This window comes from Pseudomonas sp. GW821-FHT12A04, assembly GCF_058807755.1.
On the sequence record NZ_JBXAQZ010000014.1, the window covers coordinates 163269 to 183260 of the forward strand.

General features: G+C 59.1%; 22 protein-coding genes. 5 read left to right on the forward strand and 17 right to left on the reverse strand.

Annotated elements, in window-relative coordinates; translation table 11 throughout:
• Nucleotides 1-171: 171 nt before the first annotated feature.
• On the reverse strand, nucleotides 172-930 hold the full coding sequence (locus AC1RS8_RS22190; protein ID WP_349733401.1) for a tRNA-uridine aminocarboxypropyltransferase: 759 nt from the start codon (nucleotides 928-930) through the stop codon (nucleotides 172-174).
• Nucleotides 931-1119: 189 nt separating this feature from the next.
• Here AC1RS8_RS22190 and AC1RS8_RS22195 point away from each other — a divergent pair, with 189 nt between their 5' ends.
• The gene (locus tag AC1RS8_RS22195; RefSeq protein ID WP_057716150.1) at nucleotides 1120-1542 is read left to right on the forward strand and encodes a PA3611 family quorum-sensing-regulated virulence factor; all 423 of its coding nucleotides are present in this window, start codon (nucleotides 1120-1122) and stop codon (nucleotides 1540-1542) included.
• On the opposite strand, the gene AC1RS8_RS22200 is transcribed toward AC1RS8_RS22195, so the two are convergent.
• Nucleotides 1543-1737 (reverse strand): hypothetical protein, encoded by a 195-nt coding sequence (locus AC1RS8_RS22200; RefSeq protein ID WP_057716151.1) that lies wholly within the window; start codon nucleotides 1735-1737, stop codon nucleotides 1543-1545.
• Between the two features lie 481 nt (nucleotides 1738-2218).
• Between AC1RS8_RS22200 and AC1RS8_RS22205 the strand changes: the two genes are divergently transcribed.
• Entirely contained in the window at nucleotides 2219-3337 is a 1119-nt protein-coding gene (locus AC1RS8_RS22205; protein WP_489339900.1) for an LOG family protein, read from the forward strand.
• A gap of 45 nt (nucleotides 3338-3382) precedes the next feature.
• On the opposite strand, the gene recX is transcribed toward AC1RS8_RS22205, so the two are convergent.
• The 5 genes from recX to AC1RS8_RS22230 form a co-directional block, all read right to left on the reverse strand.
• Nucleotides 3383-3850 (reverse strand): recombination regulator RecX, encoded by a 468-nt coding sequence (recX, locus tag AC1RS8_RS22210; protein WP_056720921.1) that lies wholly within the window; start codon nucleotides 3848-3850, stop codon nucleotides 3383-3385.
• An 8-nt stretch (nucleotides 3851-3858) separates the two neighbouring features.
• Nucleotides 3859-4917, reverse strand: a complete 1059-nt coding sequence (recA, locus tag AC1RS8_RS22215; protein ID WP_007996915.1) for a recombinase RecA — start codon at nucleotides 4915-4917, stop codon at nucleotides 3859-3861.
• 83 nt (nucleotides 4918-5000) lie between these two features.
• Nucleotides 5001-5501, reverse strand: coding sequence for a CinA family protein (locus AC1RS8_RS22220; RefSeq protein ID WP_057716659.1), 501 nt, complete (start codon nucleotides 5499-5501; stop codon nucleotides 5001-5003).
• Nucleotides 5502-5619: 118 nt separating this feature from the next.
• Nucleotides 5620-5961 (reverse strand): phage holin family protein, encoded by a 342-nt coding sequence (locus AC1RS8_RS22225; protein ID WP_150812918.1) that lies wholly within the window; start codon nucleotides 5959-5961, stop codon nucleotides 5620-5622.
• Nucleotides 5962-6134: 173 nt separating this feature from the next.
• Nucleotides 6135-6869, reverse strand: coding sequence for a LexA family transcriptional regulator (locus tag AC1RS8_RS22230; protein WP_150812917.1), 735 nt, complete (start codon nucleotides 6867-6869; stop codon nucleotides 6135-6137).
• A 209-nt stretch (nucleotides 6870-7078) separates the two neighbouring features.
• On the opposite strand from AC1RS8_RS22230, the gene mutS reads away from it, so the two are divergent.
• Together mutS and fdxA are read left to right on the forward strand one after the other, a co-directional pair.
• Nucleotides 7079-9658, forward strand: a complete 2580-nt coding sequence (gene mutS / locus AC1RS8_RS22235) for a DNA mismatch repair protein MutS (protein WP_223502379.1) — start codon at nucleotides 7079-7081, stop codon at nucleotides 9656-9658.
• A 142-nt stretch (nucleotides 9659-9800) separates the two neighbouring features.
• On the forward strand, nucleotides 9801-10124 hold the full coding sequence (gene fdxA, locus AC1RS8_RS22240; protein ID WP_007970729.1) for a ferredoxin FdxA: 324 nt from the start codon (nucleotides 9801-9803) through the stop codon (nucleotides 10122-10124).
• Between the two features lie 473 nt (nucleotides 10125-10597).
• On the opposite strand, the gene rpoS is transcribed toward fdxA, so the two are convergent.
• The 8 genes from rpoS to AC1RS8_RS22280 all read right to left on the reverse strand — a co-directional run bounded on the left by rpoS (nucleotide 10598) and on the right by AC1RS8_RS22280 (nucleotide 17731).
• Nucleotides 10598-11605: an RNA polymerase sigma factor RpoS gene (gene rpoS / locus AC1RS8_RS22245; RefSeq protein WP_007990225.1), complete on the reverse strand. Its 1008-nt coding sequence runs from the start codon at nucleotides 11603-11605 to the stop codon at nucleotides 10598-10600.
• A 104-nt stretch (nucleotides 11606-11709) separates the two neighbouring features.
• On the reverse strand, nucleotides 11710-12567 hold the full coding sequence (locus tag AC1RS8_RS22250; protein ID WP_090453404.1) for a peptidoglycan DD-metalloendopeptidase family protein: 858 nt from the start codon (nucleotides 12565-12567) through the stop codon (nucleotides 11710-11712).
• Between the two features lie 211 nt (nucleotides 12568-12778).
• Nucleotides 12779-13414, reverse strand: a complete 636-nt coding sequence (locus AC1RS8_RS22255; protein ID WP_172435346.1) for a protein-L-isoaspartate(D-aspartate) O-methyltransferase — start codon at nucleotides 13412-13414, stop codon at nucleotides 12779-12781.
• Nucleotides 13415-13455: 41 nt separating this feature from the next.
• On the reverse strand, nucleotides 13456-14205 hold the full coding sequence (gene surE, locus AC1RS8_RS22260) for a 5'/3'-nucleotidase SurE (protein WP_057716156.1): 750 nt from the start codon (nucleotides 14203-14205) through the stop codon (nucleotides 13456-13458).
• Nucleotides 14193-15251: a tRNA pseudouridine(13) synthase TruD gene (gene truD, locus AC1RS8_RS22265; protein ID WP_057716157.1), complete on the reverse strand. Its 1059-nt coding sequence runs from the start codon at nucleotides 15249-15251 to the stop codon at nucleotides 14193-14195. The genes surE and truD overlap by 13 nt, the downstream gene beginning before the upstream one ends.
• Nucleotides 15248-15721 carry a 2-C-methyl-D-erythritol 2,4-cyclodiphosphate synthase gene (ispF, locus tag AC1RS8_RS22270; RefSeq protein ID WP_007970721.1) on the reverse strand — a complete coding sequence of 158 codons (474 nt, stop codon included), beginning with the start codon at nucleotides 15719-15721 and terminating at the stop codon, nucleotides 15248-15250. Before ispF ends, truD begins: the two co-directional genes overlap by 4 nt.
• A 43-nt stretch (nucleotides 15722-15764) precedes the next feature.
• Nucleotides 15765-16610, reverse strand: a complete 846-nt coding sequence (gene fghA, locus AC1RS8_RS22275) for an S-formylglutathione hydrolase (protein ID WP_154861809.1) — start codon at nucleotides 16608-16610, stop codon at nucleotides 15765-15767.
• Nucleotides 16611-16618: 8 nt separating this feature from the next.
• Nucleotides 16619-17731 carry an S-(hydroxymethyl)glutathione dehydrogenase/class III alcohol dehydrogenase gene (locus AC1RS8_RS22280; protein ID WP_489339899.1) on the reverse strand — a complete coding sequence of 371 codons (1113 nt, stop codon included), beginning with the start codon at nucleotides 17729-17731 and terminating at the stop codon, nucleotides 16619-16621.
• Between the two features lie 107 nt (nucleotides 17732-17838).
• Here AC1RS8_RS22280 and AC1RS8_RS22285 point away from each other — a divergent pair, with 107 nt between their 5' ends.
• Nucleotides 17839-18735 carry a LysR family transcriptional regulator gene (locus AC1RS8_RS22285; RefSeq protein WP_340316466.1) on the forward strand — a complete coding sequence of 299 codons (897 nt, stop codon included), beginning with the start codon at nucleotides 17839-17841 and terminating at the stop codon, nucleotides 18733-18735.
• Between the two features lie 156 nt (nucleotides 18736-18891).
• On the opposite strand, the gene ispD is transcribed toward AC1RS8_RS22285, so the two are convergent.
• Nucleotides 18892-19599 (reverse strand): 2-C-methyl-D-erythritol 4-phosphate cytidylyltransferase, encoded by a 708-nt coding sequence (gene ispD / locus AC1RS8_RS22290; RefSeq protein WP_057716160.1) that lies wholly within the window; start codon nucleotides 19597-19599, stop codon nucleotides 18892-18894.
• Entirely contained in the window at nucleotides 19596-19874 is a 279-nt protein-coding gene (gene ftsB, locus AC1RS8_RS22295; protein WP_007970710.1) for a cell division protein FtsB, read from the reverse strand. Before ftsB ends, ispD begins: the two co-directional genes overlap by 4 nt.
• Nucleotides 19875-19992 lie beyond the last annotated feature (118 nt).

The window sequence follows — 19992 nt, forward strand, 5'->3', positions numbered from 1 at the left end:
TCGCCAAAGCACCTCAAGGCACAGCCACGGAGCTGCACTGACAAGGCACGCTCAGCGCAAAAAACGGCGCCGAAAACTCCGGCCGCACCCTAATCGGCGCCAAGCATGCCCAGCGAAGCCGGGGTGGTCAAGCAGCATGGCCGGTACACTTTATTGCAGTATGCGCGACAATCAGTCCATCAATGGGGCGGCCACCTGAACATAGGGCATCAATTCGGCGTGTGCAGGGGTCGAAACGTTCATGTCCAACTGATGCTTGGCATCGAGGTAATGCTGGCTGAACACATCGAAGTAGGCATCCAGCGCCGATGCCGCGGCGACATCACCTGCAAGGTCAAGGCATAGCGCCGCCACTTCCGCCGTGCACAGATGCTCGCTGCGGGTCGAGCGACGCAACCGGTAGCGGGAGAGTTTCTCTGGCAACAGACTGAGGATCGGCAGTCGGTCGAAATAGGGGCTCTTGCGAAAGATCTTTCGCGCTTCAGTCCAGGTCGCATCCAACAGAATGAAAAGCGGGCGCTTCGTGCCATCGACGTCCACGCTGTTTGTCACGCGCTCAGGTTCGACGTACTCACCCGGAAACACCAGGTAAGGCTGCCATTGCGGGTCGGACAACAGCGCCAGCAACTTCGGATCAACCTCGGTACGGGACCAGATGAAGGCATGGTTGTCAGGCACCACGTCGGCAATCAGCCAACCGGTGTTGCTCGGCTTGAACACTTCCTTGTTGGTCATGATCAGGCACACGCCGGAGCGGGTAGCGACCTGCGGACGCCATGCACACAGACAGTGACTCTCGATCACCCGGCAGTCACGGCAGCGCGGCGCACGCCAGCCGCGGGCCTGAATCGGCTTGATGCCCTCCTCTTCGCGCTGATCGCGCAAGCGGGCCACGGCATTCAAGGCAAAGCGCGCGGGGGTATGACTCATCGCGGGCAACGCCCACAGAGAAGGGAAATCGACACGAAAAACACTCGACAGGGTAAAAAGTGCCAGCAGTTTACCAGACCGCCCGGCGCAAGCCTGTACCGTCCAGCTAGCCTCCCCTATAATTCGCCGCCACTGAACGCACAGTCACGTGACGGGTCAAACCCCGCATCACTGAACCAGGAGAGTTTCATGCTGCGCCTTATCGTTCCTACCGCGGCCATTTTGCTGGCGTCGTCCTTCAACGCCCAGGCTGCGTCCTTGAAAGACACGGAACTGAACAAAATGCTGCAAAACGTCGCCACCCAAAGCAGCGTCGGCACTCCTCGAGCGATCAACGAAGACATTCTCGATCAAGGCTACACCGTTGACGGCAAACAGCTGATCAACCATCTGAGCGTGCAGAGCAGCCACGCCGACAAGATGCGCGCAGATCCAAAAGCGGTTTACTTCCAGTTGGGGGCCTCAGTCTGCCGAAACGAAGGGTTTCGCAAGCTGATGGCCAAGGGCGCGATCATGCGTTACGACTTCACTGAGGTGAAAACCAACCGCCCGGTCGGTTCCGCAAGCTTCCAGGAATCGGACTGCCTGCAACCTGCCAAGAAGAAAAAGTAATCACCTGGAGTTGGCGCGCCGCTGTTCATCCTCGGCGCGCAGTTCCGCCAGCAGCGCCTGCAAGTAATGCGAACGACGCTCGCCACCGCGCAAACGTCGGCAGCACTCCTCTTCGAGACTCAAATGATGGGTCTCGGCCGATGACTTCAGCAATCGATACAGTTGCGTATCGATCTCCAGAACGACTCTGGCCATGGTTTCCCGCCTCCTTGCACTTCACTCATGTTTGAGCAAAAAATCCTTGAACCGCTTGTATTGCGCGCCTTGCCGTTGACGCAAAGTTGTCGTGTCGCACCTGTAACTTAGTAAATCAGAGTGCGGCACACGCGACGTGCGTTCAGACGAGCGGTGAAAGCACCTTGCAAATCGTCAATAAGCGGTTGCCAGGAAAGACTTTGAGGCGCAATGATCAAGGCAGCGCAAATCACTGTGAAGGTCTAGATTTCAGGTTATCCACGTTCATTTTTCAGGGCTGGAAAGGGGCTGCCCGTCGCTTGTCGTATTGTGCGAATGTTTCTTTCATCCAAGGGAAAAACAGAACCTGTTTGGATGATCCGGTGTTTTTCGGGTCAAGTAGATCGCCCAGGCATGGGCCGGGGCAGACAGCGACACATGAAGTGTCGTGGCACCGACGTACGTTGTCGGGCCGAGGGTTCTGTGCAGAAGGAGAAGTTGAATGCCTTACCAACCGAATGACCTCCTGAGCCGTCATTTTGAAGAAAGCGGCCACGACCTCATCAGCAAGGTCGAAGAACAGCTCAAGCTGATTTCACCCAACAGCCCGAACATCCCGATCTACCGCGATATGATCCTGACCGTGCTACGCATGGCCCAGGAAGACCACAACCGCTGGAATGCCAAAATCACCCTGCAGGCCCTGCGCGAACTGGAACAGGCTTTTCGCGTGCTCGAACAATTCAAGGGACGGCGCAAGGTCACTGTTTTCGGCTCGGCCCGTACCCCCATGGAACACCCGCTCTACAGCATGGCCCGGGAACTCGGTGCCGCGCTGGCGCGCTCGGACATGATGGTCATCACTGGCGCCGGTGGCGGCATCATGGCCGCCGCCCATGAGGGCGCCGGACTGGCAAACAGCCTGGGGTTCAACATTACCCTGCCCTTCGAACAGCATGCCAACCCCACTGTCGACGGCACGACCAGCCTGCTGCCCTTCCACTTCTTCTTCACCCGCAAGCTGTTCTTCGTCAAGGAAGCCGATGCCCTCGTGCTGTGCCCGGGTGGCTTCGGTACCCTGGATGAAGCGCTGGAAGTACTGACACTGATCCAGACCGGCAAAAGCCCATTGGTACCAGTGGTGCTGCTCGACACGCCGGACGGCAAATTCTGGCAAGGCGCACTGGACTTCATTCACCAGCAACTGGAGGAAAACCACTACATCCTGCCCACTGACATGAAGCTGATGAAACTGGTCTACAACGTCGAAGAAGCGGTAGAGCACATCAACCAGTTCTACAGCAACTTCCACTCCAGTCGCTGGCTCAAGCATCAGTTCCTGATTCGCATGAATCACACACTCAGCGACCACGCACTCGAACACATGCAGGAGGTATTCGCCGACCTGTGCCTGAGCGATCATTTCCATCAGCACGCTTACAGCGGTGAAGAACACAACGAAGCCGAATTCAGCCATCTGGCGCGGCTGGTCTTCAACTTCAATGCCCGCAATCATGGTCGCCTGCGCGAACTTGTGGACTACATCAACCTGCCGGAAAACTGGGCACAATCAAAACCCCAGGTACAACAACGCACGCGGGAGCCGTCAAAGGTTTCGTGAGGCATAAAAAAACGGCCCGCTATCTAAATAGCGGGCCGTTTCAGTTCAATCGTCCATCCCTCGACCGCTGAACAGGCGGTTGATCATTTCCATGGAGTATCCCCGATACGCCAGGAACCTGCCTTGTTTGGCTCGCTCCCTGGCGTCTGCCGGCAATTGCCCGGAGAACTTGCGTCGCCAGGTATCGATCAATTGCTCCTGCCAATCGATACCGCTCTCACGCAGGGCGAGTTCAATATCGGTGCGCTGCAGGCCACGCTGGCCCAACTCTTCACGAATGCGTAAAGGGCCATAACCGGAGCGGGCGCGGTAGGAAACGAAACTTTCGAGGTAACGGGTTTCGGACAACAACCCCTCTTCCGTCAACCGGTCGAGTGCTGTTTCGATCATTTCAGGGAGGGCGCCGCGCTGACGCAGTTTACGCGTCAGCTCGACACGACCGTGCTCGCGTCGTGCGAGCAGGTCCATTGCGGTTCGCCGCACCGCGACGAGTGTATCGAGTACGGCGGTCATCGCTTCGATCAGATATCAGCGTCAGCCAGGTCGTCTTCGGTCTCTTTGACCGCAGAAGCTTTGGCGTCCGCAACCGATGCAGGCGACAGCAGCTTGTCACGCAGTTGCTTCTCCAGCTTTGCCGCGACTTCCGGATTGTCTGCCAGGAACTTGGCCGAGTTGGCCTTGCCCTGACCGATCTTGGTGCCTTCATAGGCATACCAGGCACCGGACTTCTCGACGAAACCGTGCAGAACACCCAGGTCGATCATCTCACCGTTGAGGTAGATGCCCTTGCCGTAAAGAATCTGGAACTCGGCCTGACGGAACGGCGAAGCCACCTTGTTCTTCACAACCTTGACGCGGGTTTCGCTACCGACGACTTCATCACCTTCTTTCACCGCACCCGTACGACGGATGTCCAGACGAACAGATGCGTAGAACTTCAGTGCGTTACCACCGGTGGTGGTTTCCGGGCTACCGAACATCACGCCAATTTTCATACGGATCTGGTTGATGAAGATCACCAAGCAGTTGGCGTTCTTGATGTTACCGGTGATTTTACGCAGTGCCTGGGACATCAGACGGGCTTGCAGGCCCACGTGCATGTCACCCATTTCGCCTTCGATTTCAGCCTTTGGCACCAGGGCGGCCACGGAGTCGACGATGATCACGTCAACCGCGTTGGAACGCACCAGCATGTCGGTGATTTCCAGGGCCTGCTCGCCGGTATCCGGCTGGGAAACCAGCAGGTCGTCGACGTTGACGCCCAGCTTGCCGGCGTACTCAGGGTCGAGGGCGTGTTCGGCGTCGACGAATGCGCAGGTCGCGCCGGCTTTTTGAGCCTGGGCGATCACGGACAAGGTCAGCGTGGTTTTACCGGAAGATTCAGGACCGTAGATTTCAACAATACGGCCTTTTGGCAGACCGCCGATGCCGAGAGCGATGTCCAGCCCCAGAGAGCCAGTGGAAATGGCCGGGATCGCCTGACGGTCCTGATCGCCCATACGCATTACGGCACCCTTGCCGAATTGACGTTCGATCTGACCCAGGGCCGCAGCCAAGGCTTTCTTCTTGTTGTCGTCCATTAAAGTCCTCACGTAATCAATAAGGCCTGACGGCCAACACCTGTATAAGTAGCCAGTATTATTCCACAGCGTTTCCGGATCGCCTACCCCTGATTTGAGATTTCTGCCGCGGCATAGCGCAGCAGCCCCTCTAGCGCGGCCTTCACCGTTTGTCGGCGGACGTCATCGCGATTACCCGGGAAGTGCTGCCGCTCGCAGAACACCTGATCTCCGACGCCCCAGGCCAGCCACACCGTGCCAACCGGCTTGTTCGCCGTTCCGCCATCCGGCCCGGCGATGCCACTGACCGCCACGGAGAAATACGCGCTATTTTTCTCCTGCGCACCCCGGACCATCGCCTCGACCACCTCGCGGCTGACCGCGCCCACGGTGGTGAACAACTCCACCGGTACATTCAGTTGCAGGGTTTTCTGTCGGTTGGAGTAAGTGACATAACCGGCCTCGAACCAGGCCGAACTCCCGGGGATACGGGTAATTGCCTCGGCGATGCCTCCGCCGGTGCAGGACTCCGCCGTGGTGACATGGGCATTGAGAACCTGCAGGCGTCTGCCGAGTTCGGCGGCGAGCTGGGTGATTTCGTTCACGGTCATCTCCTGATCGGGCGGGATGAGGTTAACCGTACACGAGCAGACCGCACTTGCAAGCGACAGGAACGATCAAAATGTAAAGAACCGGAGGCTCTGGAAAAGGCCTGTCGGAGAATCAATCTTCCACGTCACCGGAGGGGGTATGGCCGATCCCCATGCGCTTGGCCAGCCAACGCTCATACAACCCCAGAACGACGTCTGTCCCGGCCATCGCCGCTAAACAACCACCCGCACAAGCAGCCCAGATGGAAACATTGGCAGCGTGCAGCAGCATGATGACCGAAGCGCCGCAGATCATGCTGGACCCAGACCGCAGGCTCAGGCGTCGGACAAGGGACCAGCCACGAACGCCCTCTTTTTCGGCACGCCACATTTCACCGGTAACGCCACCAAGGATTGGCAGGCTGATGACCAGCCACAAAGGCATGTCCAGCAATGCATATTGCTCAGCGGTCATTTCATGCCTCCTTGAGTAGTGATCACAGCGCATTCGTTAATAGTCAGGCAGCAACATTATGCACTTATGCATATTCAGTCAATGCACAAACGCATTATTAAAAGTATGCCCAATGCTTTCGGCACACGAAAAAAACCCGCTCGGGAAGCGGGTTTTATCTAAACGGATGAGTGTTAGCGGGCGTACATACCCCACCAGAAGACATGTCCGAGGATAACAATCGGCTCCTCCTGGATCTCCTGAAAGGTGTAATCCTCGTCCGGATGCTCGTCACGGTTGAAGCTGCGCAGGCGAATCCCGGTCGGCAGGCGATAGAGTTGCTTCACCCGCAATTGGCCGTTGTGATTGATTGCATAAAGGTCGCCGTCAACGATATCGCCAATGCCGCACTTGCCGGCATTGACCCCGACCGTGGCGCCGTCGCGCAGCACCGGCAACATGCTGTTGCCCCGCACTGTCACGCATTTGGCCTGGTCGAACTGCACGCCGTTATGGCGCAGGCTCCGTTTGCCGAAGCGCAGGCTAGAGCGCTCGCTCTCCTCGATAACGAATCTTCCCGATCCCGCAGCCAATTCAACCTCGCGAAGAAAGGGGACCGACACCTCGTCGTCATCGACAGGGGTATCGTCGTCCCACAGACTTATATCCTTGAGTTCCGAATGCACAGGAGCACGCCCGGCATTGGCGGCAGACGAGACGTCCGCGCGGCCACGCAACTGGTCGGTGCTCAAGGCGAAATACTCGGCAATCTTCGAAATATGTTTATCCGAAGGATCGACGATCTTCCCGCTGAGAATGCGCGAGAGCGTGGATTGAGGCACGCCGGTGCGACGGTGAAGCTCCGTGGGGGAGATCCCGTGCTGATCGAGCAATGCCCTTAATACAGTAGATACGTTGCGCTTTTGCATAACGCGCATAGTGCTTGCACTTTTCGAAGAAGACAATGCCGATTTGCATAATCGATGCATAACATGATTTTTGCATCGTAAAGGATGTCACCCGGCCGTGGCGCCTGCGTCGGGCAGACCGCCCATGGTAACCTTGCGCCCATCGCGGAAAAGCCCGGCCGTTGCCCTGCTTTTGCCCCACCTCTTTCAACGAGCTTCCTGACAATCCGATGAATAAAGCCGTCTCCGACCTGTCCTCCCACACCCCGATGATGCAGCAGTACTGGCGCCTGAAAAACCAGCACCCGGACCAGCTGATGTTCTACCGCATGGGCGACTTCTACGAGATCTTCTATGAAGACGCGAAGAAGGCCGCCAAGTTGCTGGACATCACCCTGACCGCCCGCGGGCAGTCGGCCGGCCAGGCGATTCCGATGTGCGGGATTCCTTACCACGCCGCCGAGGGTTACCTGGCAAAACTGGTGAAGCTTGGCGAATCGGTGGTGATCTGCGAGCAGGTCGGCGACCCGGCCACCAGCAAAGGGCCGGTGGAGCGGCAGGTGGTACGCATCATCACGCCGGGGACGGTGAGTGACGAGGCGCTGCTCGACGAGCGCAGGGACAACCTGATCGCCGCTGTCCTGGGCGATGAGCGCCTGTTCGGCCTGGCGGTGCTGGACATCACCAGCGGCAACTTCAGCGTGCTGGAAATCAAGGGCTGGGAAAACCTGCTGGCGGAACTGGAGCGGGTCAACCCGGTGGAGTTACTGATCCCGGATGACTGGCCCAAGGACTTGCCGGCGGAAAAACGCCGCGGCGTGCGTCGCCGTGCGCCGTGGGATTTCGAGCGCGATTCGGCGCTCAAAAGCCTGTGCCAGCAATTCTCGACCCAGGATCTCAAGGGCTTTGGCTGCGAAAACCTGACCCTGGCGATCGGTGCCGCCGGTTGTCTGCTGGCCTACGCCAAGGAAACCCAGCGCACCGCCCTGCCCCACTTGCGCAGCCTGCGCCATGAACGCCTGGACGACACCGTGGTGCTCGATGGCGCCAGCCGTCGCAACCTGGAGCTCGATACCAACCTGGCCGGGGGGCGCGACAACACCCTGCAATCGGTGGTGGATCGTTGCCAGACCGCCATGGGCAGCCGCCTGCTGACCCGCTGGCTGAATCGCCCATTGCGCGACTTGACGGTGCTGTTGGCACGCCAGAGCTCGATCACCTGCCTGCTCGACGGTTATCGCTTCGAAAGACTGCAACCGCAGCTCAAGGAAATCGGCGACATCGAGCGGATTCTTGCGCGGATCGGCCTGCGTAATGCCCGCCCCCGCGACCTCGCCCGGTTGCGTGACGCCCTCGGCGCACTGCCCGAACTGCAAGTGGCAATGACGGCGCTCGAAGCCCCACACCTCCAGCAACTCGCCACCATCACCAGCACCTATCCGGAACTGGCGGCACTGCTGGAAAAAGCCATCATCGACAACCCGCCCGCGGTCATTCGTGATGGGGGCGTGCTAAAAACCGGCTACGACAGCGAACTCGACGAATTGCAGTCGCTGAGCGAAAACGCCGGACAATTCCTGATCGACCTCGAGGCACGGGAAAAGGCCCGCACCGGCCTGTCGCATCTGAAGGTTGGTTACAACCGCATCCACGGTTACTTCATCGAGCTGCCAAGCAAGCAGGCGGAATCGGCACCGGCCGACTATATTCGCCGCCAGACGCTCAAAGGCGCCGAGCGCTTCATTACGCCGGAACTCAAGGCATTCGAAGACAAGGCATTGTCAGCCAAGAGTCGCGCCCTGGCCCGCGAGAAGATGCTGTACGAAGCGTTGCTCGAAGATCTGATCAGCCAGCTGCCACCTTTGCAGGACACCGCCGGCGCCCTGGCCGAGCTGGACGTCTTGAGCAACCTGGCCGAACGTGCACTGAACCTCGATCTGAACTGCCCGCGCTTCGTCAGCGAGCCGTGCATGCGCATCAGCCAGGGTCGTCACCCGGTGGTCGAACAAGTGCTGACCACGCCGTTCGTGGCCAACGACCTGAGCCTGGACGACAACACCCGCATGCTGGTGATCACCGGTCCGAACATGGGCGGTAAATCCACCTACATGCGTCAAACCGCATTGATTGTGCTCCTGGCGCACATCGGCAGCTTCGTGCCAGCGGCCAGTTGCGAACTGTCGTTGGTCGACCGCATCTTCACCCGGATCGGCTCCAGCGATGACCTGGCCGGCGGGCGTTCGACCTTCATGGTGGAAATGAGCGAAACCGCGAACATCCTGCACAACGCCACCGAGCGCAGCCTGGTGCTGATGGACGAAGTCGGGCGCGGCACCAGCACCTTCGACGGTCTGTCCCTGGCATGGGCGGCGGCCGAGCGCCTGGCGCATCTGCGTGCCTACACGCTGTTCGCCACCCACTACTTTGAACTGACCGTCCTGCCGGAAGCCCAGCCGCTGGTGGCCAACGTGCACCTCAATGCCACCGAGCACAACGAACGCATCGTATTCCTGCACCACGTGCTGCCCGGGCCGGCCAGCCAGAGTTATGGCCTGGCCGTTGCGCAGCTGGCCGGCGTACCGAGCGAGGTCATCACCCGTGCTCGCGAGCATCTGAGCCGCCTGGAGGACACCGCCTTGCCCCACGAAACACCGGCACCGGCCAAAGGCAAACCGGCCGCGCCGCAGCAAAGCGACCTGTTTGCCAGCCTGCCGCACCCGGTGCTGGATGACCTGGCCAAGCTCGACCTGGACGACATGACGCCACGTCGTGCTCTCGAAATGCTCTATACACTAAAGACACGGATCTAACGCAGCGGCTTGCAAGCTGTTAGAATCTCGCGCGGTTTGGGATGCTGCTGGCTAATAGCCTGGCCAGCAGACTATCGCTCCCGAACCTGGCGACCCCTACGAGAAGGGGCGCAGCAAGCCGCGCCTGAGGAGAAAATTAGAAATGACCTTCGTCGTCACCGACAACTGCATCAAGTGCAAGTACACCGACTGCGTAGAAGTCTGTCCGGTGGACTGCTTTTACGAAGGCCCGAATTTCCTGGTGATCCACCCGGATGAGTGCATCGATTGCGCGCTGTGCGAACCTGAATGCCCTGCCGTGGCTATCTTCTCTGAAGATGAAGTTCCGGCCGGCATGGAAAACTTCATTGAGCTGAACGCTGAGTTGGCCGATATCTGGCCAAACATCACCGAACGCAAAGATCCAATGCCCGATTCCGCAGAATGGGACGGCAAGCCAGGCAAGATCGCAGACCTCGAACGCTGATTACCCCCGCGTTCGCGAAAAAGGCCCCACAAGGGCCTTTTTGCTTTTCTGCGGGCAAAAAAAGGGGCGGTTTGACCCGCCCACATTTTTTCCCTATTCCCTGTATTCCTTTTCATCGTCCTGATGAATCGCGTCCTGCGATATCCATATCCCTCATCCATGAAGGACGTGTCTGTCCGTCGACACAACCTCAATACTAGAGTGTTCCCCTCCGGGATCAATCGGCCCTTGGCGCGAGATTCTGGTGTCACACATCATTAATACTAAAAAATATTAATATAAATCAAATACATATAGGCAGTCAGCGCTCCGAATGGACGACTGCCGGGGTGTAAAAATAACGAACACTTACGCAAGAGTAAGCCTAGGCTTACAGCACGAAACCAAAATCCCGAGGGGGGGCTCGGTCTCCTGGCCAGGCAATAAAAAACCCCGAGCAAGTCGGGGTTTTTCATGCCATCGCAGTGAGTGCCTTATTGGAACAGCGACTCGCTCGACAGACCATTTTTTTCCAGGATCTCGCGTAGCCGCTTCAAGCCCTCCACCTGAATCTGTCTGACCCGCTCCCGGGTCAGGCCGATTTCCAGGCCGACGTCTTCAAGGGTGCTGCTTTCATGGCCGCGCAGGCCGAAGCGGCGTACAACCACTTCGCGTTGCTTGTCGGTCAGTTCCGAGAGCCATTGATCGATGCTCTGGGACAGGTCGTCGTCCTGCAACAATTCGCATGGATCGGTTGGACGGTCGTCAGTCAGGGTGTCCAGCAGGGTTTTATCCGAATCCGGACCCAGCGAGACGTCGACCGAAGAAACCCGTTCGTTAAGGCCGAGCATACGCTTGACCTCTCCCACCGGTTTTTCCAGCAGGTTGGCGATTTCTTCGGGTGAGGGTTCATGGTCGAGTTTTTGCGTCAGCTCCCGCGCAGCCCGCAGGTACACGTTCAGCTCCTTGACCACATGGATCGGCAGCCGGATGGTCCGGGTCTGATTCATGATTGCGCGTTCGATGGTCTGGCGAATCCACCAGGTCGCGTAGGTCGAGAAGCGGAAACCGCGTTCCGGATCGAACTTCTCCACCGCCCGGATCAAGCCGAGGTTGCCCTCTTCGATCAGGTCCAGCAGCGACAGCCCACGATTGACGTAGCGTCGGGCGATTTTCACCACCAGTCGCAGGTTGCTTTCAATCATGCGTTTGCGCCCGGCCGGATCGCCACTTTGCGACAGGCGCGCAAAATGAACTTCTTCTTCGGGTGACAGCAGGGGAGAGAAACCAATTTCATTGAGATACAACTGCGTGGCATCAAGTGCCCGCGTGTAGTCAATGTACTTGTGCTGTTTCAAGGATGCGGAGTGTTTGGATTTGGCACGAACGGAAGGTGGAGCCGCCCCTTCATCATTCGACATCGAATCCGTATCGATGCTGCTCTCCATCAGGAGAACCTCATCGTCGATGTCAAACTCCGGCACTTCTTTACTGAGAGCCATTGTTATAGTCCTTTGGTGAGTTCGACCTCAAGCTCAAGCGGCGCCTTTCTCCCTGGCAACGCTGGAGCCTGTCCCCTCTACGCGACGGAACAGGCTGGTAGCGATCAACGGCGTGGCAGGAATTGCAGCGGATCTACAGGTTTACCTTGGCGGCGAATCTCAAAATGCAGTTTCACCCGGTCTGTACCCGTTGACCCCATTTCGGCAATTGTCTGTCCGACCTTGACCTGCTGCCCCTCCCGAACCAACAGCCTGCGGTTATGTCCGTAGGCACTGACGTAGGTTTCACTGTGCTTGATGATCACTAATTCGCCGTAGCCCCTTAAGCCACTCCCGGCGTATACCACCGTCCCATCAGACGCAGCTAAAACAGGCTGTCCCAAATCTCCGGCGATATCAATTCCTTTATTCAAACTACCGTTTGAAGAGAATTTTCCAATCAGAATGCCATTAGATGGCCATCCCCAACCGGTCGGGGCTGGCCCGGGAGGTGGCAATGGAGCAGGGGCTGGCTTGCTCGCGACGGACGGTACAACCGTCGTTGTGCTGGTGGTCGTACCGTTTGCCGAACGACGGATGACCGTGGTTTTACTCGACGACGAAGGTGTTGAACTGGACGAGCTGACCACCGCCGTCGACGTTGAATTTGTACGACCATCAAAGCGAATCGTCTGACCCGGACGGATGGTGTAAGGCGCAGGAATGTTGTTGCGTGCCGCCAGGGCCTTGTAGTCCCAGCCGTAACGGAAGGCGATGGAGAACAGGGTGTCCTTGGGCCGAACAATGTATTGCCCGGTGGTCACGGCTGGACGCTGAGCCGCGGCATTGTTACGGTCCACGACACGAACATCGCTGGACTTGTTGCTGGAACAACCGACCAGCAAAGTGCTCAAGACAAGGCCAGTCACCAGGCGCTGAAAGCTCGTTTTACTCATACGCTGCGCAATGACTGTGAGACTCACCCGCCGCTCCCTCTGTGGTGGCTGAAAATGTGAAATGCCGGAGTCCGGCATGAACTGTCGCAAGTATAACGGGCCGTGCACGCTTTACCTTTAATGTGGCGAATCGGTGCCGCGCACACGTTTGCTGCCTGACGATGAATCCCGTTTAACACAACGATGCCGCTGTAAGACAAAGGCAATCGAAGAGAATTCAGCGTGCCGAAACAAATGCTCAGGCCAGTGGCCCATTGAGCAGTGGCACGAAGCGCACAGCCCCCAGGACATGCCTGGAAAAACCTTGTTCCTCGCGGATGATCAGCATCAATTGCTGGACTTCGCCGGCCCCGACCGGGATCACCATTCGGCCTCCCGGTGCCAACTGGTCAAGCAATGCCTGGGGCACGTCAGTTGCCACTGCGGTGACGATAATCCCGTTGTATGGTGCCAGTGCCGGCCAGCCCTCCCAGCCATCGCCCCAGCGGAACACCACGTTGCGCAGATTCAGTTCGACCAGGCGTTCCTTTGCCCGATCCTGCAGAACCTTGATGCGCTCGACCGAGAACACACGCTCGACCAGTTGCGACAGCACCGCCGTCTGATAGCCCGACCCGGTGCCGATCTCCAGCACCTTGTCGAGCGGACCGGCCTCCAGCAGCAGCTCGCTCATGCGCGCCACCATATAAGGCTGGGAGATGGTCTGGTTGTTGCCAATCGGCAGCGCGGTGTCTTCATAGGCACGGTGCGCCAGCGCTTCGTCGACGAACAGGTGGCGCGGGGTCCGGCGAATGACCTCCAGTACCCTGGCGTTGGAGATGCCTTCTTCGTACAGGCGCTGGATCAGCCGCTCCCGGGTTCGCTGGGAGGTCATGCCGATGCCGCGACGCAGCATATCGTCTTGTTCGCGACCCATCAGCGCAGCCCCTCCAGCCAGCCGTCCAGACTTCTGAAGGCATCATTGAAGGTGCGATCCAGTTGCAGCGGCGTGATCGAAACATAACCCTGCATCACTGCATGGAAATCGGTACCCGGGCCACCGTCTTCGGCATCCCCGGCCGCCGCGATCCAGTAACCGGACTTGCCCCGCGGATCCACCACTTTCATAGGTGCCGCGGCTCGGGCGCGATGGCCCAGGCGGGTCAGCTGGATACCGCGGATGCGGTCCAGCGGCAAATTGGGAATGTTCACGTTCAGTACCGTACGCGGTGGCAGATCCAGGTCAGCATGGGCTTCAACCAGTTTGCGCGCGAAATGGGCAGCTGTGGGAAGGTTCTCTACCTGGCGTGAGACCAGCGAAAAGGCAAACGAGGGGTGATTCAGGAAACGCCCCTCGAGGGCCGCCGCCACCGTGCCGGAATACAGGACATCGTCCCCCAGGTTCGCACCCAGGTTTATTCCGGAAACCACCATGTCCGCTTCGCGCTCCAGCAGGCCGTTGAGGCCCAGGTGCACACAATCGGTCGGCGTGCCGTTGAGGCTGATAAAGCCGTTGGCCAGGGTTTGCGGGTGCAACGGACGGTCGAGCGTCAGCGAACTGCTGGCGCCGCTCTTGTCCTGGTCCGGGGCGATAACCACGCACTCGGTGTAATCCGCCAGCGCAGCATAAAGCGCGGCGAGACCGGGTGCTGTTACCCCATCGTCGTTAGAAATCAGAATACGCATGGGCTGTCCGTCTGCCCCACCGGCACCAGATCAACAAGCTCGCGCACCAATACGGTGGCGAAGCATCCGGCCGGCAGGACGAATTCCAGTTGCAGAATGTCAGGCTCGGGATAATGCCACGTCAACCCGCCAATGGGCAGCCGCAGGATGCGACGTTCGTGGCTCATACCGGCGTTAATCAACCAATCGCGAAGGTCCGCTTCGCGCGCGGCGATTGCCTGCTCCAGTTCATGGACAACGCCCGTGGCCGGCGAGTCACCTTCGCCCCACTGCGGGCCGGTCGGGTGCAGATCGAGAATCGCCAGGCGCGGGTCGCTGCACTCGGCTTCGCCTGCCGGGAAAAAGCTGCGGCTGTCGGTGAACGCCAGCAGATCGCCCACCTGGGCACGCTGCCAGGTGCCATCGGCAACTCGTGCGGCCAGCACCTGATTGAATAGAAAACTGCGCGCCGTGGAGAGCAGACGCGAGCGCACGTTGCGCTGCTCCGGCAAGGCCTTGCGCGCGGCCCAGGCGCGAGCATCGACGACGTTGCCGCCGTCATGGCCGAAGCGCTGTGCGCCGAAATAGTTAGGGATGCCGTGTTTAACGATCAGTTGCAGGCGTTCTTCGATAGCAGCCTTGTCGCCAGCGAACTGGGTGAGGCGCAAAGTGAAGCCGTTGGCCGAGTGGGCACCGCGTTGCAGTTTGCGCTTGTGGCGGGCGGTCTTGAGGATCTTCAGCGTATCGTTTTCCGCGGCCGACAGATCAGGGTCGGCCTTGCCCGGCAGTTGCACGCTGAACCACTGGCGAGTCAACGCCTGACGGTCCTTGAGCCCGGCATAACTGACGGTGCGCAATGGCACGCCAGCAGCCTTGGCAATCCGTCGCGCCGCTTCTTCAGTATTCAGACCACGCTTTTCCACCCAGATCCACAGGTGTTCGCCTTCGCCACTGAGGGGAATGTCGAGGACTTCGTCGACCTGGAAATCTTCGGCGATCGCTTTCAGGACCGCCGTGCCGAGGGCCTCACCGTAAGCCCGCGGGCCGAGCAATTGCAGTTCGTTCATGCGCGCAGCAACAAGGCAACGGAGTGCACGGCAATGCCTTCTTCGCGACCGACAAAGCCGAGCTTTTCGGTGGTGGTAGCTTTCACGTTCACTTGATCCAACTCTACTTGAAGATCCGCGGCAATCAGCGCGCGCATCGATTCGATATGCGGCGCCATTTTCGGTGCCTGGGCGACGATGGTGTTATCGACGTTGCCGACTTTCCAGCCTTTGGCATGGACCAGTGCGACGACGTGACGCAACAGCGCTCGGCTGTCGGCGCCCTTGAATTGCGGGTCGGTATCCGGGAAATGCTTGCCGATGTCGCCCAGCGCCGCGGCGCCGAGCAAGGCATCGCTCAAGGCGTGCAAGAGGACGTCACCGTCAGAGTGGGCGAGCAGCCCGAAGCTGTGTGCAATGCGCACACCGCCCAGAGTGATGAAATCGCCTTCAGCGAAACGGTGCACATCATAGCCGTGGCCAATACGCATAAAAAAACGCCCCGATTTTTGTCAGGGCGTGATTCTACCTGCATTAGCCAACCAGAGCATGCGCGTGATGCCGCAAGTGCTCATCGATGAAACTGGCAATGAAGAAATAGCTGTGGTCATAGCCCGGCTGCAGGCGCAACGTCAGCGGGTGACCGGCCAGTTTGGCCGCCTGCTGCAAGGCTTCCGGCTTGAGCTGGTTGGCGAGGAAGTCGTCGCGATCACCCTGGTCGACCAACAGCGGCAGCTGTTCATCGGCCTCGGCAATCAACGCGCAGGCATCCCATTCGCGCCATTTCGAACGGTCCTCTCCCAGATAGCGGGAAAAGGCTTTCTGCCCCCACGGGCAATCCATCGGGTTGTTGATTGGCGAGAACGCCGACACCGACAGATAGCGCCCCGGATTGCGCAAGGCGCAGACCAGCGCACCGTGGCCGCCCATGGAATGGCCACTGATACCGCGCCTGTCCGACGCCGGGAAATGGGCTTCGACCAATGTAGGCAATTCCTGCACGACATAGTCATGCATCCGATAGTGACGCGACCAAGGCTCCTGAGTGGCATTCAGGTAAAACCCGGCGCCGAGGCCAAAGTCCCAGGCACCATCCGGATCGCCCGGCACTTCAGGACCGCGAGGGCTGGTGTCCGGTGCGACGATGATCAGCCCGAGCTCCGCGGCCATGCGCATGGCGCCGGCCTTCTGCATGAAGTTCTCGTCGGTGCAGGTCAGGCCGGACAACCAGTACAACACCGGCAGCTTGCCGCCCTGCTCCGCTTGCGGCGGCAGGTAGACGGCGAACACCATGTCGCAGCCGAGCACTTCCGAGCGATGGCGATAGCGTTTGTGCCAGCCGCCGAAGCTTTTCTGGCAGGAGATGTTTTCCAGGCTCATGGCGGACCTCAGAAATGGATGACGGAGCGAATGCTTTTCCCTTCGTGCATCAGGTCAAACGCCTTGTTGATATCTTCCAGGCCCATGGTGTGGGTGATGAAGGTATCCAGCGGAATCTCGCCGGTTTCGGCCATTTCCACATAGCTTGGCAACTCGGTACGGCCACGCACGCCGCCGAACGCCGAACCCCGCCAGACGCGACCGGTGACCAGCTGGAACGGACGGGTCGAGATTTCCTGGCCGGCACCGGCAACGCCGATGATCACCGACTCGCCCCAACCCTTGTGGCAGCACTCCAGTGCGGCGCGCATCAGTTGCACGTTACCGATGCACTCGAAGGAAAAATCCACGCCGCCATCGGTCATGTCGACGATGACTTCCTGGATCGGACGATCGAAGTCTTTCGGGTTCACGCAGTCGGTTGCACCCAGCTGCTTGGCGATCTCGAATTTGGCCGGGTTGATGTCGATGGCGATGATGCGGGCAGCCTTGGCTTTTACGGCGCCGATAACAGCCGACAGACCGATGCCGCCAAGACCGAAAATGGCGACCGTATCACCCGGTTTCACCTTGGCGGTGTTGAGCACTGCACCGATACCGGTAGTGACACCGCAGCCCAGCAGGCAGACTTTTTCCAGTGGCGCTTCCTTGGCGATTTTCGCAACGGAAATCTCCGGAAGCACGGTGTACTCGGAGAACGTGGAAGTACCCATGTAGTGGAAAATCGTTTCGCCCTTGTAGGAAAAACGCGAAGTACCGTCGGGCATCAAGCCTTTGCCCTGGGTCGCGCGAATCGCCTGGCAGAGGTTGGTTTTTCCCGACAGGCAGAATTTGCACTGACGGCATTCCGGGGTGTACAGCGGGATCACATGATCACCGACTGCAACGGAGGTCACGCCCTCGCCGATCGCTTCCACGATCGCACCACCTTCATGGCCGAGGATCGACGGGAAGATGCCTTCCGGATCAGCGCCGGACAAGGTGTAGGCATCGGTATGGCAAACACCGGAGGCCACCACGCGCAGCAAGACTTCGCCGGCCTTGGGCATGGCGACATCGATTTCAACGATTTCGAGGGGCTTCTTGGCCTCGAAGGCAACGGCGGCGCGCGACTTGATCATGGTGATTCTCCAGTGAATTAAAACGAGACAAGGAGTGTAATACATGGCTCAACGATGAATAATCGATGCAAATGCAAAATATTATTGCCACACAGGGATAATCATTGATGTCCGAAAATCGCTGGGAAGGGATCGACGAGTTTGTCGCCGTTGCCGAATGCAGCCAGTTCACCGCTGCCGCGCAACGCCTGGGGGTTTCTTCCTCCCATATCAGTCGACAAATCGTACGCCTCGAAGAGCGCCTGCAAACCCGCCTGCTCTACCGCAGCACCCGCCGGGTCACGCTGACCGAGGCCGGGCAAACTTTCCTGCAACATTGCCAGCGCTTGCAGGATGGCCGCGAAGAGGCGTTGCGCGCGGTGGGCGATTTGACCAGCGAACCCAAGGGCATGCTGCGCATGACCTGCGCCGTGGCTTACGGCGAGCGCTTCATCGTGCCGCTGGTGACCCGCTTCATGGGGCTGTATCCGCAATTGCGCATCGATATCGAACTGAGCAATCGCCAGCTTGACCTGGTGCACGAAGGCCTCGACCTGGCGATTCGCCTCGGGCGCTTGCAGGATTCACGGCTGGTCGCCACCCGCCTCGCGCCGCGACGCATGTTTCTCTGTGCATCACCCTCCTACATTGAACGCTACGGTCGCCCGCACAGCCTGTCGGAGCTGAGTCGCCACAACTGCCTCATCGGCAGTTCGGACCTGTGGCAGCTGGAACAGAACGGGAGAGAGTTTTCGCAAAGGGTGCAAGGAAACTGGCGCTGCAACAGTGGGCAAGCCGTACTGGATGCTGCGCTACAAGGCGTAGGGCTGTGTCAGTTGCCGGACTATTACGTGCTGGAACATTTGAATAGCGGCGCGTTGATTTCGTTACTGGAGGCGCATCAACCGCCGAACACGGCGGTTTGGGCGCTGTATCCGCAGCAGCGGCATCTGTCGCCGAAAGTGCGCAAGTTGGTGGATTTTTTAAAAGAGGGATTGGCTGAAAGGCCGGAATACCGAAGCTAGCTGGCGTGTCAGCAAGATGCCGGTGCCCAGACTACCGCTATCGCGAGCAAGCTCGCTCCCACAGTGGACGGGGTCGAACGCAAATCTTGCAAACGCCAGCAATCCCTGTGGGAGCGAGCTTGCTCGCGATTGGGGACAACACTGAACCCAAATCAATCAGTGACGATTGGCCCAACGCTGTCTCAACCATTCAAGGTCTTCTGGACGCGTAACCTTGAGGTTATCGGACCGCCCTTCGACCAGTCGCGGTGCCGAACCGGCCCACTCCATCGCCGAAGCTTCGTCAGTAACAACGGCATCGGCCACCAGGCTGTCAGCCAGTGCGCGATGCAGCGCCCCAAGGCGGAACATCTGCGGCGTGTAGGCCTGCCAGATCACACTGCGATCCACGGTTTCGACCACACGACCGTGCTTGTCGACCCGCTTGAGCGTATCCCGCGCCGGAACCGCCAGCAGCCCGCCGACAGGATCGTCAGCCAGCTCAGCCAACAGCTTGTCCAGGTCGTCACGGCTGAGGTTCGGCCGTGCGGCATCGTGAACCAGTACCCAATCCTCATCATCAGCGCCCTGCGCATGCAAGTGCAGCAAGGCGTTGAGCACCGACCCGGAACGTTCGGCGCCGCCCTCGACCCGGGCAATACGCGGATCACTGGCACACGCCAGGTTCGGCCAATAAGGATCGTCCACAGCAACACTGACCACCAAACCTTTCAGGCATGGATGATCAAGGAAACAGCCGAGGCTGTGTTCGAGAATAGTGCGCCCGCCCAGTTGCAGATACTGCTTGGGACGGTCCGCGGCCATACGGGCACCGACGCCCGCGGCAGGAATCACGGCCCAGAAGGCCGGTAACGAATTAATCATTGGGCCAACTGGTAAAGGGTTTCACCGTCCTTGACCATACCCAACTCATGACGAGCCCGTTCTTCGACGGTCTCCATGCCCTTTTTCAACTCACTGACTTCGGCGTCCATCACCCGGTTGCGTTCCAGCAATGCCTGGTTCTCAGCCTGCTGATCCGCAATCTGCTGAGTCAACTCGGCCACTTGCGCCAGACTGCCATTTCCCACCCACAGGCGGTACTGCAGGCCAGCCAGCAACAAAAGCAGGATGAGGAACAACCAATTGGGACTGCGCATCGAATATCAGGTATCCAGTGAAAAAAGACAGCCATGCCAAACGTGAAGCTTCTGATAGCACGAAGCCTGGAAGAACCAGGCTTGTGCATATAAGGCATCAGATTAGTGGCAAAAACGT

Excerpts from the sequence above, each read along its gene's own strand:
- ftsB (WP_007970710.1), bottom strand. The coding sequence starts at position 19,874 with ATGCGCAGTCCCAATTGGTTGTTCCTCATCCTGCTTTTGTTGCTGGCT.
- ispD (WP_057716160.1), bottom strand. The coding sequence starts at position 19,599 with ATGATTAATTCGTTACCGGCCTTCTGGGCCGTGATTCCTGCCGCGGGC.
- surE (WP_057716156.1), bottom strand. The coding sequence starts at position 14,205 with ATGCGTATTCTGATTTCTAACGACGATGGGGTAACAGCACCCGGTCTC.
- recA (WP_007996915.1), bottom strand. The coding sequence starts at position 4,917 with ATGGACGACAACAAGAAGAAAGCCTTGGCTGCGGCCCTGGGTCAGATC.
- truD (WP_057716157.1), bottom strand. The coding sequence starts at position 15,251 with ATGAACGAACTGCAATTGCTCGGCCCGCGGGCTTACGGTGAGGCCCTC.
- AC1RS8_RS22205 (WP_489339900.1), top strand. The coding sequence starts at position 2,219 with ATGCCTTACCAACCGAATGACCTCCTGAGCCGTCATTTTGAAGAAAGC.
- rpoS (WP_007990225.1), bottom strand. The coding sequence starts at position 11,605 with ATGGCTCTCAGTAAAGAAGTGCCGGAGTTTGACATCGACGATGAGGTT.
- AC1RS8_RS22195 (WP_057716150.1), top strand. The coding sequence starts at position 1,120 with ATGCTGCGCCTTATCGTTCCTACCGCGGCCATTTTGCTGGCGTCGTCC.
- AC1RS8_RS22280 (WP_489339899.1), bottom strand. The coding sequence starts at position 17,731 with ATGATCAAGTCGCGCGCCGCCGTTGCCTTCGAGGCCAAGAAGCCCCTC.
- fdxA (WP_007970729.1), top strand. The coding sequence starts at position 9,801 with ATGACCTTCGTCGTCACCGACAACTGCATCAAGTGCAAGTACACCGAC.
- AC1RS8_RS22285 (WP_340316466.1), top strand. The coding sequence starts at position 17,839 with ATGTCCGAAAATCGCTGGGAAGGGATCGACGAGTTTGTCGCCGTTGCC.
- mutS (WP_223502379.1), top strand. The coding sequence starts at position 7,079 with ATGAATAAAGCCGTCTCCGACCTGTCCTCCCACACCCCGATGATGCAG.
- recX (WP_056720921.1), bottom strand. The coding sequence starts at position 3,850 with ATGACCGCCGTACTCGATACACTCGTCGCGGTGCGGCGAACCGCAATG.
- AC1RS8_RS22230 (WP_150812917.1), bottom strand. The coding sequence starts at position 6,869 with ATGCAAAAGCGCAACGTATCTACTGTATTAAGGGCATTGCTCGATCAG.
- ispF (WP_007970721.1), bottom strand. The coding sequence starts at position 15,721 with ATGCGTATTGGCCACGGCTATGATGTGCACCGTTTCGCTGAAGGCGAT.
- AC1RS8_RS22255 (WP_172435346.1), bottom strand. The coding sequence starts at position 13,414 with ATGACCTCCCAGCGAACCCGGGAGCGGCTGATCCAGCGCCTGTACGAA.
- AC1RS8_RS22190 (WP_349733401.1), bottom strand. The coding sequence starts at position 930 with ATGAGTCATACCCCCGCGCGCTTTGCCTTGAATGCCGTGGCCCGCTTG.
- AC1RS8_RS22200 (WP_057716151.1), bottom strand. The coding sequence starts at position 1,737 with ATGGCCAGAGTCGTTCTGGAGATCGATACGCAACTGTATCGATTGCTG.
- fghA (WP_154861809.1), bottom strand. The coding sequence starts at position 16,610 with ATGAGCCTGGAAAACATCTCCTGCCAGAAAAGCTTCGGCGGCTGGCAC.
- AC1RS8_RS22225 (WP_150812918.1), bottom strand. The coding sequence starts at position 5,961 with ATGACCGCTGAGCAATATGCATTGCTGGACATGCCTTTGTGGCTGGTC.